The organism is Micromonospora sp. WMMD1155 (assembly GCF_029581275.1).
Lineage (GTDB): Bacteria > Actinomycetota > Actinomycetes > Mycobacteriales > Micromonosporaceae > Micromonospora.
Window position 1 is genome coordinate 1504105 of record NZ_CP120742.1, and the last position, 17862, is coordinate 1521966.

At 69.3% G+C, this 17862-nt stretch carries 14 protein-coding genes; 10 read left to right on the forward strand and 4 right to left on the reverse strand.

All coding sequences use genetic code 11. From position 1 onward, the window contains the following. Positions 1-3: 3 nt before the first annotated feature. Positions 4-837: a class I SAM-dependent methyltransferase gene (locus O7617_RS06600; RefSeq protein WP_282262205.1), complete on the reverse strand. Its 834-nt coding sequence runs from the start codon at positions 835-837 to the stop codon at positions 4-6. 276 nt (positions 838-1113) lie between these two features. Here O7617_RS06600 and O7617_RS06605 point away from each other — a divergent pair, with 276 nt between their 5' ends. Then, the gene (locus O7617_RS06605) at positions 1114-2028 is read left to right on the forward strand and encodes an LCP family protein (RefSeq protein ID WP_282264657.1); all 915 of its coding nucleotides are present in this window, start codon (positions 1114-1116) and stop codon (positions 2026-2028) included. 113 nt (positions 2029-2141) lie between these two features. Next, complete coding sequence (locus O7617_RS06610; protein ID WP_282262206.1) at positions 2142-3641, forward strand: sugar transferase; 1500 nt, start codon at positions 2142-2144, stop codon at positions 3639-3641. A gap of 3 nt (positions 3642-3644) precedes the next feature. On the opposite strand, the gene O7617_RS06615 is transcribed toward O7617_RS06610, so the two are convergent. Then, positions 3645-4913 carry a DUF1501 domain-containing protein gene (locus tag O7617_RS06615; protein WP_282264658.1) on the reverse strand — a complete coding sequence of 423 codons (1269 nt, stop codon included), beginning with the start codon at positions 4911-4913 and terminating at the stop codon, positions 3645-3647. Positions 4914-4932: 19 nt separating this feature from the next. Continuing rightward, positions 4933-6201 (reverse strand): DUF1800 family protein, encoded by a 1269-nt coding sequence (locus O7617_RS06620; RefSeq protein ID WP_282262207.1) that lies wholly within the window; start codon positions 6199-6201, stop codon positions 4933-4935. Between the two features lie 426 nt (positions 6202-6627). On the opposite strand from O7617_RS06620, the gene O7617_RS06625 reads away from it, so the two are divergent. The 7 genes from O7617_RS06625 (at position 6628) to O7617_RS06655 (ending at position 15502) form a co-directional block, all read left to right on the forward strand. After that, entirely contained in the window at positions 6628-7893 is a 1266-nt protein-coding gene (locus tag O7617_RS06625; RefSeq protein ID WP_282262209.1) for a glycosyltransferase, read from the forward strand. 64 nt (positions 7894-7957) lie between these two features. Further along, the gene (locus tag O7617_RS06630) at positions 7958-9394 is read left to right on the forward strand and encodes an O-antigen ligase family protein (protein WP_282262211.1); all 1437 of its coding nucleotides are present in this window, start codon (positions 7958-7960) and stop codon (positions 9392-9394) included. Then, complete coding sequence (locus O7617_RS06635) at positions 9357-10370, forward strand: glycosyltransferase (RefSeq protein ID WP_282262213.1); 1014 nt, start codon at positions 9357-9359, stop codon at positions 10368-10370. Before O7617_RS06630 ends, O7617_RS06635 begins: the two co-directional genes overlap by 38 nt. After that, entirely contained in the window at positions 10367-11554 is a 1188-nt protein-coding gene (locus O7617_RS06640) for a glycosyltransferase family 4 protein (protein WP_282262215.1), read from the forward strand. The genes O7617_RS06635 and O7617_RS06640 overlap by 4 nt, the downstream gene beginning before the upstream one ends. Before the next feature lies 1 nt (position 11555). Further along, positions 11556-13088: a lipid II flippase MurJ gene (locus O7617_RS06645; RefSeq protein ID WP_282262217.1), complete on the forward strand. Its 1533-nt coding sequence runs from the start codon at positions 11556-11558 to the stop codon at positions 13086-13088. A 7-nt stretch (positions 13089-13095) separates the two neighbouring features. After that, a complete protein-coding gene (locus O7617_RS06650) occupies positions 13096-14355 on the forward strand; it encodes an acyltransferase (RefSeq protein ID WP_282262219.1) in 1260 nt (419 codons plus the stop codon). 10 nt (positions 14356-14365) lie between these two features. Beyond that, a complete protein-coding gene (locus O7617_RS06655; RefSeq protein ID WP_282262221.1) occupies positions 14366-15502 on the forward strand; it encodes a glycosyltransferase in 1137 nt (378 codons plus the stop codon). A gap of 53 nt (positions 15503-15555) precedes the next feature. On the opposite strand, the gene O7617_RS06660 is transcribed toward O7617_RS06655, so the two are convergent. Then, positions 15556-16872 carry a hypothetical protein gene (locus O7617_RS06660; RefSeq protein WP_282262222.1) on the reverse strand — a complete coding sequence of 439 codons (1317 nt, stop codon included), beginning with the start codon at positions 16870-16872 and terminating at the stop codon, positions 15556-15558. A gap of 131 nt (positions 16873-17003) precedes the next feature. Here O7617_RS06660 and O7617_RS06665 point away from each other — a divergent pair, with 131 nt between their 5' ends. After that, complete coding sequence (locus tag O7617_RS06665; protein WP_282262223.1) at positions 17004-17855, forward strand: MurR/RpiR family transcriptional regulator; 852 nt, start codon at positions 17004-17006, stop codon at positions 17853-17855. Positions 17856-17862: the final 7 nt, after the last annotated feature.

Genomic DNA, 17862 nt, shown 5'->3' on the forward strand with positions numbered 1-17862 from the left:
CGCTCACCATGCCACGCCGATGCCGTCGCCCGGGTACCAGTGGTTGGCGGGGCTCTCCCGGTAGGCGAGGAACCGGCGGCCGGTGCGCTCGGCGTGCTCGGCGAGCACGTTGGTGCTGGTGACGTTGTCGGTGAGCAGGAGAGCACCGGGGGCGAGCTTCGACTCCACGGCGTCGAACTCGCGCTTCTCGTGGGCGCGGCTGTGGTCACTGTCGTGCAGGAACAGGTCGACCGGGCGGTCCAGTGCGCCGATCGAGGCGATCGAGTCGCCGATCACCAGGTCGACGACCTCCGACCAGGGTTCGCTGGCGGCGAGGTAACCGGCTTCGGGGTTGATGTCCAGCGAGGTGACCCGACCGGGGTGCCCCTCCTGGGCGTTGCGCAGCAGGGCGGAGGCCAGGACGCAGGTGCCCAGCCCCTTGTCGACACCGGTCTCCACGACGTGTGCGGGGCGGGTGGCCCGGACGATCGCGTACCAGCCGACGCGGCGGGCGTAGTGGACCTTCTTGTCGGCGAGGCCACGGCGGGCCGCCCCGGCGGTGGCCCGTTCGATGTGGTCGCGCAGCGCCTGGTCGGACTCGATCTCGTCGAGCCAGCCCCGGACCTCCTTGACCGGTCGGTCGCAGACCACGCTGACGAACCAGGCCAGGTGGTTCCGGCTGAGTTTGGTCAACTCGTACGTGTAGTTGTGGTGCTCTCGGGAGGTGACCAGCCACCGGGCCGAGATGCGCAGCACCTTGGCGTCGTGGCGGGCGACCCGGGCAAGCCGCTTGGGAAACGCGGCGACGGGTGCGAGTGGGGTACGGGCGATGGCTCGGCGCAGCTGCGTAGCGTCCACCGCTGCTTCATACCAGAGTCGGGCGAACGTCTGGGCGGAAAGTTTTTTTGGTCAGGATGTGAAACCGGACGGCCCAGACGGGGGCACGTGAGCGTAACCCGCAATCAGTAGCATCGCGGCATGCAGTATCGCCAGGAGTACGCGGAGCCCGAAACCCAGTTCATTGCAGCGCAGCAACCACCGGAGCCGACTGAGCCGACGCGTCCGCGGCGTCGCCGGTGGCGGAAGATCGCGCTGATCACCTTTGTGGTCGTCGCGTTACTCGCTGGTGGTGGCATGGTCGCCGGAGGCCTCTACTTCCGTTCGATCAATTCGGGCATCGAACGGGTCGACGCCTTCGCCGACGTGCCGGAGGAGTCCCGGCCCCAGGTCGTCGCCAAGGGCGCCCTGAACATCATGATTCTCGGCAGCGACTCGCGCGACCCGGAGAACAGCTCCGGCTCCCGGACCGACACGATCATCCTGGCCCACCTTCCGAAGGACCGGCAGAGCGCACAGCTCATCTCGATCCCCCGGGACAGCTGGGTCAGCGTTCCGGAGTCGCCGCAGGGCCGGGGTGGCCGGGACGCGAAGATCAACGCAGCGTTCGCCTGGGGTGGCGTTCCGCTCATGGTGCAGACCATCGAGAAGTTCACCGGCGTCCGCATCGACAACGTGGCGATGGTCGACTTCGCCGGTTTCAAGGAGATCGTGGACGCCCTGGGCGGCATCGACATCACGGTGGACAAGGGCTTCACGTCGAAGCACTCGTTGAACCCGGACGGTCGGCGCGAGTTCGTCGCGGGCCGGCAGACCATGGACGGCGGCGCCGCACTGGACTACGCCCGCGAACGGTACGCGTTCGCCGAGGGCGACTTCACCCGGATCAAGCACCAGCAGCAGGTCATCAAGGCGATCCTGGACAAGGCCGCCTCCGGTGGCACGCTGGGCAGCCCCACCAAGTTGAACTCGTTCGTCCGGGCCACCGCCGACGCCGTCGCGGTCGACGAGTCGATGTCCCTGGTCGACCTGGCGATGCAGATGCGGCACCTGCGCAGCGGGCAGCTCAGCTTCCTGACCTGCCCCACCACGGGCACCGGCCGGATGGGCACCGAGAGCGTCGTCCTGGTGGACAAGCCGAAGGCGGAGCGGGTCTTCGACGCGGTTCGCCGGGACTCGGTGGAGGAAATCGCAGCCGCGGCGGCGAAGTAGCCAGCGGATATCGGCCCTTCGTCCAATACCGGCCGACCTGACCTGGCCGTAACCTTCCTTCGCCCTTCGGGTCGAGGCGTGAATTCCGAAGGACTAACGGGGAAAGGTTGACCATGTCGGGTCATTCGACAACAAGCCGATCAGACGTACCGGCACAATGGACCGGCGAGCAGCCGGGCCCGGCCCAGCGCCCGGTCTCGCCGGCACCGAGAACCGCGCCGACGCCACAGCCGGGCCTGGAGACCACTGCGGTCCTGCCGTACGCCGGGTCCCGGACGTCGTCCCGGACGCGCCTGCTGCGGGCCTGGATGATGACGATTCCGATCGACGTCGTGGCGCTGCTCGCCCCGCTGGCGATCTCGCAGAACTACTGGCGTGGCACGCTCGTCAACGCCGGGCTCACCATGGCCATCTTCGCGGCCGGCGGGCTCTACCAGGCCCGCCGGCACGTGAGCATCCTGGACGAGCTGCCCAGCATCGTCGGACGGCTGCTGGCGTCGGCCGCGGTGGTGGCCATCATCGCCGCGGAACGCCACGCGTCGGTCGAGTACGTCGGCGGTTTCATGCGTGGCGTCGCCATCTCCGCCGGTCTGGTGATCGTCGGTCGGGCACTCAGCCGGGCGCTCACCATCCTGGTGCGCAAGCGTCGCTGGGTGGAGCACAACGCCATCATCATCGGCAGCGGCCCGATCGCCCTGGAGTTGGCTCGGTTGCTGCGCCGCTACCCGCGGTACGGGTTGCGGTTCGTCGGCTGCGTGGACGTGACCGCGCAGCAGGACTCCGCGGTGCTACCCCTTCTCGGCAGCCTCAACGACCTGGAGAAGCTCGTCCGGGTGCTGAAGGTCGAGGTCCTGGTCATCGCCGACCCCGACTGCCCGGAGTCGGATTTGATGGACACCCTGCTGCGACCCGGCAGCTCCCGCTGCGACCTGTGGGAGGTGCCGCGTCTGTGGGGGTCCCGCTCGCAGGGCGGCTACCCCGACCACATCGGGGCGATCCCGATCGTGAAGGTCGGTGACATCTCGCTCTCCGGTCCGCGCTGGGCGATCAAGCGGGCTTCCGACGTGGTGTTCTCCGGCCTCGCCCTGCTCCTGCTCAGCCCGGTCCTGCTGCTGTGCGCGCTCGCCACCTTCATCGACGGTGGGCGGGGCATCTTCTTCTACCAGGAGCGGATCGGCCGGTTCGGCAAGCCGTTCAACGTGGTCAAGTTCCGGTCGATGCGCCCGGTCGACGAGACCGAGTCGCAGACGAACTGGTCGATCGCGAACGATCGGCGGGTCGGCCCGATCGGTCGGTTCATGCGTCGCACCTCGCTGGACGAGCTTCCCCAGCTGTGGAACATCCTGCGCGGCGACATGAGCGTGGTCGGGCCACGGCCGGAGCGGCCGTACTTCGTGGAGAAGTTCTCGGCGGAGTACCCGAACTACGCGATGCGGCACCGGGTGCCGGTGGGCCTCACCGGGCTCGCGCAGGTCAGCGGTCTGCGTGGCGACACGCCGATCTCCGACCGGGCGCGGTTCGACAACTACTACATCGAGAACTGGTCGCTCTGGCTGGACGTCAAGGTCGTGCTGCGCACGGTCGCCGAGGTCTTCCGCGGCGGTGGCCGATGAGGGTCAGCGTCCCGGTGAGCTGAGCAGAGGCAGCAGGCGGGCCCGGTAACCGCCGAGGTAGCGGTCCGGGTCCCCGGCCAACACATGGGCGAGGACGGTGCCGAAGACGTCCCGAAAGTCCGTCGTCGCCTTCAGGTCACCGTCGTCCAGATCCGTCAGGCTCGGCTGCTCGCCGTAGAACCCACCGGCCACGGCGTGCCCCAGCACGAATACCGGGCCGGCCGTGCCGTGGTCGGTGCCGTCGGATGCGTTCGCCCGGACCCGCCGGCCGAACTCGCTGTAGACGACGACGGTGACCCGGCGGCCGGCCTCGGTACGCGCCATCCGGTCCACGAATCCGCTCAGCGCGTCATCCAGGTGCCGCAACAGCGTCTCCTGCCACACGCGCTCACCGGCGTGGGTGTCGAAGCCACCGAGGCTCACCGAGTAGACGCGGGTGGGGACCCGGGACTCGACGCATCGGGCGACGAGCGCCAACTGGGCCGTCAGCGCGTTGTCACCACCCGTTCCGGTAGCCGGGACGGCCTCGCCGCCGCTGTGGCCCTGCTCGTCGGAGCCGCTGCCCGCGGATTTCGCCACCACCCGGTTCATGGTGATGAGGTCCGCGTAGGAGGTGGCGGCTCGCGCCTGCATCTCCGACTCGCCGGGCTGGACCTGACCGAGGGCCGAGACCGCGTCGGGGGTGACCCCCGGCGGCAGCACGAGCCCCCGATAGCTCACGCAGACGCCGATGCGGGACTTGCCCACGAGCAGCGGCGGCAGGACCGGCTCGAAGCTCACGGCCGCCTCGGTGGCGGCCTTCGTCCCGTCCAGCCACCGCCCGACCCAACCCGTGGGAGCGGGAGTGCCGGGGGATGCGGTCTGCCAGATGTCCATCGACTTGAAGTGGCTCCGGTCCGGGTTGGGGTAACCGGCCCCGAGAACGATCGCCAACCGCTTGGCATCCCACAGCCGCTTCATCCCGCGCAGCATCGGATTGAGGCCCAGCGTCTGGTCGAGTCGCAGCACCCGCTCCGGCGCGTACGCCAGCTCCGGTCGGGCCTGGTGGTAGGCCGGGTCCGCGTACGGCACGACGGTGTTGAGCCCGTCGTTACCGCCGTAGAGGGTGACCAGGACGAGCGTCGGCAGGCCGTCCTCGACGTCGCCGGCGGTGGCCTTCTCGGCGGTCTGAAGCAGCTCCTGAAAGCCCAGCACACCTGCCCCGGCCGCCAACGCGCTGCCGCCGACCACCCCGGAGGAGATGAGGAAGCGCCGTCGGGTCAATGCATCCATGTCCACCCACCCACTCTGGTCAGGTCACCAGATACTCGGGGCTGACCAGCCCGAAGGTCAGCTTCAGTCGGTCGCTGCGGGCATCGCGCAGCACCGCGTACGTCCGGTCGGTCCACCGGTCGACGCAGAGCAGATGGGCGACGGCCTCTGGGGTCAAGGGACCGGGTCGCACCATGTCGACGAGCATGCCGGCGATCGTCAGCCGGGTCTGCGCGGCGGCCGACGTCAACCAGGCGGTGCCCGCCGGCCACCCGCCGACACTGGGTGGGGCGAGTGGACGCTGACCCAACGCCTCCATCGCCCAGTAGAGCTGCGTGAACACCTTGTCGGACATCGCCGCCGGCCGGAGCCCCAGATGACGCATGGCACCGACGAGCCACTCGACCGGCTGCTGGACCAGCGTCCCGCGGGTCTGCTGGAATGCCTCGTCGGCGAAGAGCACCTTGAGCATCGCCATCGGGGCCGGGAACGCCGCAGCCATCGCCTCCCGGGTGCGCTCGGGGATCGGTCGGTTGCTGGAGGCGTACCGGAACCACAGTCGGGATGCGATGAACCGGCTGCAGGCCGGCTGCCGGAGCAGGAGGTCGACGAGGCTTCGGGCGTCGAAGTTCTCGGTGACGCCGAGGATCGTCTTTCGGCCGGTATCGCGGTGCTGGGGCTCGGAAACGGGCATCTCGCGATCGAGGATGACCCGCCAGCCCGCCAGAGCCCGACCGGCCTCCTTGATGTCCCGTTCCGTGTATTGCCCGACGCCGAGCATGAACAGCTCGAACAGCTCCCGGGCCAGGTTCTCGTTCGGTGCCGACTTCTTGTTGTGTTGCCCGTCCAGCCAGTAGACCAGCGCGCGGTCGAGCACCATCCGGTGCGCCAGGTCGGCGAAGTCGCGCGCCTCTCGGAACGCGCGCAGCTGCCCGAACATGAGCTGAGGGCTGCGGACCTTCGCCACCGACGTGGCCCAGTGGCCGTGCCAGAAGAACAGGAGCTTCTCGACCGCCTGGTGGTCGGCCACGGTCATCCGGTCGAGCCACCACCGTGCCAGCGAGACGGTCTGCTCCGTGCGACGACGGGCGACCTCGGCTCGCTGGGCCTCGGTGGCAGTGGGCAGGAGCGTGACCGGATCCGGCCCCAGGTCGGGTGTGGGCGCGCTGGTCGCGCCGACGTCCGGGCCGGTCGGGGCCAACACCCCGGACAGTGTCGATGCGTAGCCGAGCCGACGAGCGGCACCTATCTCCGCCACGGTGGGACCGAAGCCGGCCCGCCGAAGCAGGAGCACGATGTCGTCGGTCATACGTCCACAGTAAGGGAGCAGTGGCGTTCGCCGCACACGGGCGGTAGTCAGTCCCTCGTCGGCACAGTCTGACCGAAAAGCCATTTCCTTTGCGTTACTCGCCCTCCCACACGCCCCCAAATCTGCACATTCCGTGCGGCCTTTCGTGGCCCGCGGCGGCGCCCGCCCGGTCCGGCGCCGGGCCACCATTGACAGGAGGGTCGGCGTTGAGGTCTATTAACCCGGGCTTGACGGGCAGCCTGCACTGCTGCGCGTCTGCGGGTGCGCCCGATACAGCCCGTTCGGGCTGGCGAAGCGCGCCACACCAAACGGGGATCGTAAGGCAACGGGGGTGCGTCCCGTCATGCACGCACCAACGCTGCCCCGCGGTCTGCACACCTGCGGCCGCAGCGGGAACACGCGGCCGGACGAATCCGGAAGAGATACGTGACGACACCACCTTCGCCCCCGGACCCCCTTCCCGGAACCGGGTCGACAGCGCCGACGATTCTGGTCCTGGGCACCGCCGAGTGGAACTCTCCGATCGCCACGAACCAGCACTACGTCGTACGGGAACTGGCCCGTGACTTCGACACCTACTTCGTGGAGTCCCTGGGTCTGCGGCGGGTGCGGCTCGACGCGAAGGACGTCACCCGTATCGCGAAGCGGCTGCGCCACTCGGTCGTCGGCCATGAGAAGACTGCCACCTACCGTCCGATTCCGGATCGGGTCACTGTCATCTCGCCGCTCATCGTGCCGATTCACCAGGCACCCACGCGGTTGCCGAACCGGCTGCTGTTGGAGCGGGCGGTGGCCGAGTGGCGACGCAGCCCCAGCCCGCGGGTCCTCTGGACCTTCACGCCCGTCACGTACGGTCTCGAACAGTACGCGGACTACACCCTCTACCACTGCGTGGACATCTTCCAGGCATTCCCCGGCATCGACGGCTCGGCCGTGTCCGCTGGTGAGCGGACCCTCGCGAACCGTGCCGACCTGACCATCGGCACCAGCGGCGCCGTCACGGCCCATCTCAACGACGTCGGGTTCACCGATGTCCTGACCCTGCCGAACGTCGCCGAAGTCGACGTCTTCGCCGCCGACAGCCAACCGGCGGCCCAGCGGCGGCCCGCCGCGTTGTTCGCCGGCAACCTCACGCCGCACAAGCTGGACTTCGAGCTGCTGCGCACGCTGGCCACCGCGCTGAAGGGCCGTGGCGAACTGCTCCTCGCGGGCCCGATCGCGGCGGGCGGGGGCGGATACGACCGGGAATTGGCCGAACTCGAACGGCTCGGGGCTCGATACCTCGGGATGCTTCCGCTCAACGAACTCGCTTCCGCGGCGGGCACGTGCACAGTGGGATTGATCCCGTACGCGCTGAACGACTACACCGCGGGTGTCAGCCCACTCAAGTGCTACGAATACCTCTCCTCGGGCCTGAAGGTGGTCAGCACCCCCATCCCCGACGTCGTGCAGGCCGCTCGGGCGACCGACCACATCACGGCGGCGACCTCGACCGACGACTTCGTCGACCACGTACTGGCCGCGATCGACCCCGCGTCGGACGACGTACTCGCGGCCCGTGTGCGGTACGCCGGCGACTTCGGCTGGAGTTCCCGGGGTGGCCTCCTGCGCGACATCGCGGCCCGGATGCCACGGCGCACCGACGAGGTGGTGACGCGGCCGGCGGGCGGTGCCGGAAGGCCTCGTGGCTAGGGCCCGCTCAGCCATCGCTTGGGCGATCACGATCGGATCGGCGCCGTGGGCCGCAGCGTGCCTCGTGCTCTTCCTCGCGGTGCCACAGTTCTATCTGTTGCCCGAGGGCAGCACCGACGTGGCGGCGTCGACGGTGGTCACCATCCTGCTGGTGCCGGGCGTGCTGTTGGCGGCCCGGCGCGGCTCAGGTGTCGAACTGTTCCGCCTCGGCCTGTTCCGCGTCCTGATCGCCCTGCTGGTGGTGCGGCTGCTCGCACTGGCCTGGTCCCCGGACCCGCGAGCCGGTCTGCCACTGATCGCCCTGCTCGGCCAGTTCGTCGTCACGCTGACGCTGATGGTCCAGGCGGTCCGTCAGGACGACGGCCTGCTGCGCCGGATCGAACCCTGGTACTGGCCCTGGATCGTGGTCGAGGCGCTGCTCGTACTCGTCTTCCGCGTCCTGCCCGGGGTGGAGGACGCCTTCCTGCGGTCGATCGCCGGGCTCGTCAGCGGGCAGAACACCGTCGCCGCTCTCTTCACCGGAAGTCCGAACAACGTCTTCGACGAGGCCAAATCCGGTGGGGTGTTCGTCAACGCGAACGTCGCCGGGCTCTTCCTCGGGGTGAACGCGGTCGCCGCCTTCGCCATCGCGACGATCACCGGAAGCCGCTGGACGCGCATGGTGGGCTTCGTAGCGCTGGCGGCGGTGCCGGTCACCGGTTCCAAATCGGCCACGCTCCTCGCGGTCGCCCTGCCCGCGTCAGTACTCGCCGTTCGGCGGCTCACCCGGGCACGCCGGGCGGGGTCGGGAGAGCCGCTCCCGTCCCGGCACGGCAGCCACCGACGCCCGGTGGGGCGCAGACTGGCGCTCGGGCTCGTGGGCACCGGTGTGCTCGGCGTCGTCGGGGCGGTGGTGCTCGCCGCCGAACTCGGCTTCCTCCAGGCGTTGGCGAAGTCCTTCGGTGACCGGACAGCCATCTGGGGCTTCGGGGCCGAGGCGTTCCTGCGGGATCCCCTCCTCGGCCTCGGTTACGGGGGCTGGGACGCCGGCTTCGCGGCGTACGCGCGTGAGCACGGCATCTACCGCAGCTTCCCGCCCCACAACGTCCTCCTGGCGGGATGGGCCGCGACCGGTCTGGCCGGCCTGGTGCTGATCGCGGTGTTCTTCGCGCTCACCCTGCGGCTCGCCGTCCGGGCCGTGAACACCGGTGGTCACCGGCATCGGACCTTCGCGCTCTGGGCCACCGCCGCGGTCGCGTGGACGCTGATCCACGGTTTGGGCGACAACACCGAGATCTTCGGCGACATCCATCTCATTCCCATTCTTTCGCTGCTGGTGGCCTACCTCGTCGTGGGCGACCGCAAGGAGTCGAACCCCCATGCAACTCCCCACCGTCGGGATCCTGAGACATCAACAATTCCTGCCGTCCGAGACGTTCATTCCGAACCAGGCCTTGGCGATGCGCAGCTTCCATCCCTTGTTCGTGGGCCGCGACCCGGTCCCGGCCCGACCGGGAACTGATTCGGTAAGCGTCGCCGAGTTCGGCAAACCCGCTGTCCTGTCGTACACGTTCACCCGCCGCTCGGAGGCACTCGCCGGTGCCCTCGGGAAGCGGGGCACCGCACTGCTGCACGCCCACTTCGGCGTGGAGGGGGTGTACGCCGTCCCCACCGCGAAGGCGCTGGGAGTGCCACTGGTCACCACCCTGCACGGCTTCGACGTGACGGTCAGTCGGACGAAGATGATGACGTCGAAGAAGCCCTCGTGGATGAACTACGTGACCTGGCGTCAGTCCCTCTTCTCCGAGGGTGCCGTGTTCATCTGTGTGTCCGAGCACATCCGTCGGCGCGCGGTGGAGTGGGGTTACCCCGCCGAGAAGTGTCACGTTCTGCCCATCGGGGTGGACGTGGACGCCATCGAACCGTCCGGTCCCGTGGAGACGCCCCGGATCCTGCACGTCGCGCGGTTGGTGGAGAAGAAGGGGACGCAGTACCTGCTGCGGGCGTTCGCCGAGGTGCGCAAGGCCGTTCCCGCCGCCGAGCTGGTACTGATCGGCGAGGGGCCGCTACGCGACTCCCTCGGTGCGCTCGCCCGGGAGGTCGGGGTCGAGGCCGGCGTGCGTTTCCTGGGCGCGCAGAAACACAGTGACACCCTCCGCTGGCTGAGCCGGTCGACGCTGCTGTGCCTGCCGAGCGTGACGGCCCAGGACGGTGACCAGGAAGGTCTGGGGATGGTCCTGTTGGAGGCGGCCGCCTCCGGCAAACCCGTGGTCGGAACCCACCACGGCGGCATCCCCGAGGCGGTCACGGACGGGGCGAACGGCTTCCTGGTGCCCGAACGAGACGCCACCGCGCTCGCGGACCGGCTGATCGAGCTACTACGCGACCAGGACCTCTGTGACAGGTTCGGCAAGGTGGGACGGCAGAACGTCGAAGACCGGTTCAACCTGAGCCGACAGACCGGCAAACTCGAATCGTTGTATAGGGACCTGCTGTGATCGAGTCGATTCTCATCCATTCCCGGTCGACGCCGCACCACCACACCGGTGGAATGGAGACCCTCGCCTGGCGGCTGGCCGCCGAATGGGCATTGCACGTACCGCGGGTGCAGATCGTCACCACCGCGATCCCCGGCCGTTCCGGCACCTTCACCGAGGACGGCGTGCAGGTGACGCCGTTGGCCGGCACCCGGCCCGGCCGCTACTCCCATGCCTGGTGGGAGGAGTCCCGGGCGCACTGGGTGGCGACGAGCGCGGCCCCGAGCGTGGTCTTCTCGGTGAGCGCCGGCTCCTACGCGGTGGTCCGCGAGCGGGCCCAGCACCCTCGTACGCCGTTCGTGCTCCAGGTACACGGTACGTCCGCCATGGAGTTGGGCTCGAAGCTGCGGGCACCGACCGCGCGCTCCCTGGCCGGCACGCCCAAGAACGCCCTCGGCCTGGTGCGCGACCTGGCCCGCTACCGCGACTTCGACCGCCTCGTCGCGGTCGGCGAGAACGTGGTCGAGTCGCTGACGGCAGCACCGCAGAACTGGTCCGCCTCGCCCGACAAGGTGCGTCTGATCCCCAACGGCGTCCGAGCCGAGGATCACGCGTTCGACGGCGTCGCCCGGGACCGGATCCGGCGCGAGCTGGGAGTCGACGAGGAGACCGTGCTGGTCGGCTGCGTGGGCCGCCTGCACGTGCAGAAGAGGGTGGATCGGGCGCTGCAGGCGGCGGCGATCCTGCGCGACCGCGGCCTCGGCAGCCGGTTCCGCTTCGTGGTCGTCGGCGACGGCCCGGACGAGGGGCGGTTGCAGGGTCTGGTCCGCAAGCTCCAGTTGGAGGAGATGGTCCGGTTCACCGGACGCGTCGACGCGGACGTGGTGCGCGACTACTACTCCGCGGCGGACGTGTCACTGCTCACCACGGCACGTCTGGAAGGGCTCCCGATGGCGGTTCTGGAGGCGTTGGCCTCCGGCCTGCCGTGCGTCGTCACCGCCGGTTCGATCCGATCCGAGGCGCTGAGCCGGGTGTTGCACGAAGTCGACACGGCTGACTCCGACGCGCTCGCCGACGTGGTGCAGAAGGTGACGGCGGAGCGGGGGCCGCGCGTCAACCTGCTTCCGCCCACCTTCCTTCTCGACCACTGCGCACGGGACTACCTCGCCGACTTCGCGCAGCTGATCACACAGCGTCAGGCCTGACATGGGCAAGGTCTTCTTCCGTCTGGTTCTCGGTGGCATCGCCGGGAAGATCCTCGGCCTGCTCCGCGAGGTCCTGTTGGCCGCGCTCTTCGGAGCGGGGCGGGTGGTCGCTGCCAACCGCATCGCGTTGACGGCGACGTTGATCCCGATCAACTTCTTCACCGCCGACGCGCTCTCCGCCGGGTTCCTGCCGCTCTACGTGCAGTACCGCCAGGAGCGGCCCTCGATGGCGCAGGTGCTCTATCGCGCCGTGCACCTGCTGCTGGGTGTGTTCTCCGTGGTCCTGGCGGTGGCGCTCATCTTCGGTCGGGACCTGTGGGTGGGGCTGCTCGGACCGGGCCTCGACCCCCACACGGCGGACATCGCCGCGACGATGCTCGGCATCGCCGCGCTGGGCGTACCGTTCTATGTTCTCTACAACCTGTACACCCTGGTCGGCCTCGCCAACGACGACGTCAGACTGATCAACCTGCGCCCCTCGTGCCAGAGCATCGGGCTGATCCTCGCCACGGTCATCGCCTGGATGACCGGCCACGTGTCGGTGCTGGCCTGGGGGTTCACCCTCCCGTACATCGTGCTGTGGTGTGTGGGCAGCTACTGGCTTCGACGTCAGGGCTATCTGCGCGAGGCTGACGGGTCGGGTCCCCACCGCCCGGACCGGACCGCCACCAAGCTGGCTCTGCGGATGTTCTGGCGACGGCTGCGGCCGTTGCTGCTGATTCCGGTGATCCTCCAGGGGTCGATCGGCGTCGAGCGGGCCGTCGGGTCGCTGCTCGGTGTGGAGGTGGTCGCGGCCACCGAGTACGCACGGTTCGTGGTCGACTCGGTGATGGCCCTGCTCGCCGCGCCGCTGGGCCTGGCCGGCCTGGCCTCGTTCGCCCGCATGAAGACGCACGAGGTGGGTGACGGGCTCCGCCGCCTGATCCCACCGGTGATCCTGGTGGCCATCCCCCTCGCCCTGGTCCTCTCTCTCAACAGCAGGGGAATCGTCACCCTGCTGTACGCCCGGGGCGAGTTCGACAGCCGAGCGGTGGACGTCTCCTCGGTGCTGTTGCTGGGCTTCGCGCTCGGGATCTGGGCGCACGTGCTCGGCTACACCTTCGTGAAGGTGTTGAACGCCCGGGGGGCGAACTTCAAGGTCGCGATCGTGATGGCGGTCTCCTTCGGCGTTCCGATCGCCTTCAACCTGCTGCTGTACAAGCACTGGGGTGCTTTCACGATCGGCGCCGCTTCATCCCTCAGCGGCATCCTGATGTTCCTCATCTCGGCCCGGTTGCTGTCGGTACTGGGCTTCAGCATGCGGCTGATCGCGATCGCGCTGCCCGGTGCGGCTGCCGCGGCCGTCGCCGGATATCTGTTGGCCGGCTCCGGGCTGCTGCACCTCGTCGCATCGTGCGTGGCGATCCTGCTGGTCTGGATCGGCTACGTGGCGGCCGTGCCCCAGCTGCGCCGTACGTTCCTGTCGTTCGTCCTGAAGAAGCTCGGTCGCGGAGTCGACGAGACTCCGCAGGACGACCTGGTGGCGATCAAATGAGGAGACCATGACTGGGCAGGCCGGTTTGATGACCGGGGTGGAGGGAGCGCCGGACCGTCCGGCCCCACCGCCCTCGGCTACCCCCGACGTGACGGCCTCCGCGCCTGCGCAGCGCGCACGCGGCGACCGCCTCTACATCCTCGACCTGCTGCGCTTCTGCGCCGCCATCGCGGTACTCGGCTTCCACGTGTTCGTCGACAACGACAACCGCGGTGCCTGGGGTAGGAACGTGGTCGAGATCTTCGGTGAGCCGGTCGTCACCGTGTTCCGGTACGGCTGGATGGGTGTGGAGTTCTTCTTCGTCATCAGCGGGTTCGTGATCTGTATGAGCTGCTGGGGTCGGTCCGTTGCCGACTTCGCGATCTCGCGGGTCACCCGCCTCATGCCCGCATACGTCTTCGCGGTACTGGCCACCTCGGCGGCCCTCACGCTGTGGCCGCTCGAGAACGGTCCCCCGCAGCCGTCACACGTCCTCATCAACGCGACGATGCTGCAGACCTTCCTCGGCATACCGAACATCGACTCGGTCTACTGGACCCTCTTCGTCGAGCTGAAGTTCTACCTCCTCTTCGCTGTCGTCGTGTGGTTCGGGCTGACCTACAAGCGGGGCGTGCTCTTCTGCGTGTTGTGGATGACCGCCGCCCTCTACGCCGAGTACTCGCAGGTCAAGCCCCTGATCCAGTTTGTCGAGGCAGGCTTCGCCCCGTATTTCGTCGCCGGTATCGCGCTATACCTGATCTATCGGTTCGGTCCGAACCTGGTGGCCTGGGGAATTCTCGGCACGTCGATGGTGATCGGTCTGATCACCCTCGGGCGCCGGGTGGATGGACAGAACGCCGACCAGCCCGTCGTGTCGTTCGAGGTCGCGCTTCCCGTGATGTTCCTGTTCTTCGCCCTGATGGTGGCGGTGGCGCTGGGCTGGTTCTCCTGGTTCACGTGGCGCGGCCTGACTGTCATCGGGGCGCTGACCTATCCGGTGTACCTGCTGCACATGCAGTTCAGCCGGATCGTGGTTATCCGGTTCCACGACTCGGTGACGCCATGGCTGTTGGTTACCGCTTTCGTGGCCGGGGTGCTTCTGCTCGCGTACCTGACGAACCGGTTCGTGGAACGGCCACTCGCCGCGATGCTCCGCCGACAGTTGCGCAAGGGTTTCGCGGAGATCAGTACGAAATCGGCGAGCGGAACCTCCGCCGATCGCCGGACGGCGAACAGTGATCACTATGGCGGCTCGGATTCGTCGGGCGCCGCAAGTCCCGTGGCATGAGGAGCAACCAGTGGTAGACAACCTTTCCGCGATCCCCCAAGCCGGCGCGACAGGCCCACTCGACGCCCTGGCGAGCGCCCGTGTCGCGCTCGTCCACGAGTGGTTCGGGGCGACCGGCGGTTCGGAGAACGTCTTCCGACAGATCAGCAACCTGCTGCCGGATGCCGAGCGTTTCGTGCTCTGGAAGGACCACGACGCCGTCGAGCCCAACCTGCGGGAGTCGTGGATGGCGCGGACACCGCTGCGCCGGACGAAGGCAGGGGCGCTGCCGGTGATGCCACTGGTGTGGCGGACCCTCAGCCAGGAGCGGTTCGACCTGGTGATCTCGTCCAGCCACGCGTTCGCGCACACCGTCCGGCTCGGTACGTCGGAGAGCACCCGCTACCTCAGCTACGTGCACTCCCCCGCGCGGTACATCTGGAGCCCGGACTTCGACGGGCGTGGCTCCAACCCGATGCTGACGTTGCCGCGACGCGTGTTGCAGACCGCCGACGTCCGGCTCAGCCGTCATGTGAACAGCTATGCCGCGAACTCGGAGGAGGTGCGGGCCCGCATCGCCCGTTTCTGGCGCAGGGACGCGGTCGTCATCAACCCGCCGGTGGACGTCGACTACTTCGCGGCCGCGCCGGCTGCGGACCAGAGCCAGTCGCGCGACTACCTGCTCGGGGTGGGGCGGTGGATCCCGTACAAGAACTTCGACCTGATCATCCAGATCGCCGAGGAGGCCGGGCTGCCGGTGGTGATCGCCGGTTCCGGTCCGGAAGAGGCCGCTCTGCGACGTGCGGCCGAGCGGGTCAGGGTGCCGGTGACGTTCGAGGTGCGTCCGTCGAAGGAGCGTCTGCGCCAGCTCTACTGGGGTGCGAGGGCGCTGTTGTTCCCCGTGCACGAGGACTTCGGCATCATCCCGGTCGAGGCTCAGGCGTGCGGGACCCCGGTCGTGGGTCTGCGCCGAGGTGGCCTGCTGGAGACCGTCGTCGACGGGGAGACCGGCTTCCTCATCGACTCCCGGGAGCCGCGTAGCTTCGTTCCGCTGGTGCACCGGTTGACGGAGCTGTCGCAGGACCGTGTCCGGTCACACGCCAACGGGTTCTCGGAACAGCAGTTCGCGGCGCGGATGACGGCCTGGATCGCCGACGCCGGAGTCTGAGCGTCACCGGCGACGGATGTGCGTGCCGCAGGGCACGCACATCCGCGCCGGGCCTAGAAGACGAGCACGCCCCGCAGGTAGGTGGCGATGCGACGCAGCTGATTCGCCTCCTGCATCGGACCGGTCAGCCGCAGGACGATCTGTCGATCGACGACGCCGTCCGGGCCACCACGGTAGTAGGCGACGACGACCAGAGCGTGTCGCTGCTCACCGTCGACGTTGAGCAACGTCTCGCCGAGGGTGGTGGACTGACCGGTGCGGATCCACCGCGCGCCCCACGCCTCCTCAGCCATCCGCATGGCGGTCTGGCGGCGCTCGTCGCACGGCTGAGGACAGTTCCGGACGATCAGCTCACCGCCCATCGTGGATTCCCCCGAGGCCGCCCGGCCGCAGTTGTACTTGGCGAAGCCCTCGGCCTGACCGGCGATGGTGCAGTTCCAGTCCAGCGGAACCTTGACCGGGAAGCCGAGCCCGTCGAGGTTCGCCAACGTGCGTACGTTGTCCCGCTCGGTGAACGTCGGCCACTGGGTCGGCCACTTACCGCCCTGCGGCGGTTCGATGCCGGGTGACTGTGGTGGCGTGGCGGGCATCGGCGGCGGTGCGGGGCTGCTGCTGCCGCCGGCAACGTCCGTGGGCTTGTCGCCCGAGCCCCTCCACAGTGCCAGGCCGCCGGCACCGGCGAGCACCACCAGGACCAGCGCGGCGATCCCGATCCAGAGGCCGGTCCGCTGGGGCTTGGGCGCGGACGGGGCGATGCGGCGGACCGGTGAGGTGAACGCGTCGCCGCCCGGCCCACTCGTCGGAACGGGGATGGCCGGCGGCGCGGAGGTCACCGCACCTGGTGAGGTGGGTGCGCCGGAGACCGGGTGCGGGGCTGCGGATACCAGTTGGCTGGGGATCGGCGCGGCCTGCACCGCCCACGGGGCAGGCGGTCCACCGGAGACGGGCTGCGGCGGGGCCGACACGGGAGGCGCGGACACCGCAGGCGGCGCGGAGAACGGTGGGCCGGACGACGGCGGCGCGGAGGACGGTGGGGCGGAGGTCGGCGGGGCCGTCGTCGGGGCGGGGGTGTAGTCGACACCGAGGGCCCGGAACAGCTTCTCCGCGCCGGGGCCGACGTCCGCCGCATAGGCCACCCAGGGGGCGGCGGCGGAGAAGTCGGCGTACGTGTAGGGGGTCGGGTCGGCCGAGCGCGCCAGCAGGTCGGCTGCCCCGGAGAAGGCTTCGCGCCATCCGGCGGTGGCGGCGACGGTGGCGTCGAGCACCGCCACCGTGACGAACCGGCCCTGCTCGTCGATGGCTGCCCATGCCTTGCCCACTGGTGACCCGCCGAGAGCGTGGGTGAACCTGTAGGGGCCTTCCGGCTGCATGCGCACTCCTCCGTTGAACCGCCGTGCGGATAGTACCGACCGCCGTCCAGCGCTCCCGGCCCCGGTTGGCACCCTTCGATGCGGGGGACCACTGCTTGCCTCGTGAAAGTTTCTATGCATAGAGTCAGCTCATGAATGAAGGAGCTGTCGAGGCACCCGCTGACCGGGTGCTCGACCTGTTCCAGGGTGTGCGGCTCACCCCCACGCAGCGCCGGATCGCGCACTGCCTCGTGCAGCACGCCCCCGCCGTGGCGTACCTGTCGGCCGCCGAGGTCGCCGATCTCGCCGGGGTCAGCCAGCCGTCGGTCACCCGGTTCGCCGTCGCGCTCGGGCACGACGGTTACCCGGCCCTACGCCGTCGGCTGCGTGATCTCACCGCCGGGACACCCGGCGGGTCGACGGACGCCGGCAACGAACTCCAGCAGGCGGTACGCGCGGAGATGGGCAACCTGGACCGGCTCGCCGGTCAGCTCGCCGACCGGGACCGGATCGCCGAGACCGGGCGGCTGCTCGCCGAGAGCCGCCCGCTGCCGGTGCTCGGTCTGCGTGCCGCCGCGCCGCTGGCCGCGTACTTCGCCTATTTCGCGGCGAAGGTGCACCCGGACGTCCGCGTGCTCGACGACGGCGGCAGCCTGCTCACCGACCGGCTGGAGCAGGCGGCCGAGGCCGGAGCGTCCGCCCTGCTGGCGTTCGTCCTGCCCCGCTATCCCCGGGAGACCCTGGACGCGCTGCGTGACGCGCGCGCCGCCGGGCTGACCGTGGTGGCGATCACCGACTCACCGGTCAGCCCGGCCACCGAGCACGCCCACGTGGTGCTGCCCGCCGCGGTCGGCGCGCAGCTCGTGTTCGACCTGCACACCGCACCGATGACCCTGGCCATGGTGCTGTTGCAGGCGATCTGCGACGCCGCGCCGGCCGACACCCAACGCCGGCTGGAGGCGTTCGAAGCCTCCGCGGCCCGCCGACAGTTGTTCCTCAGATGACCGGAGG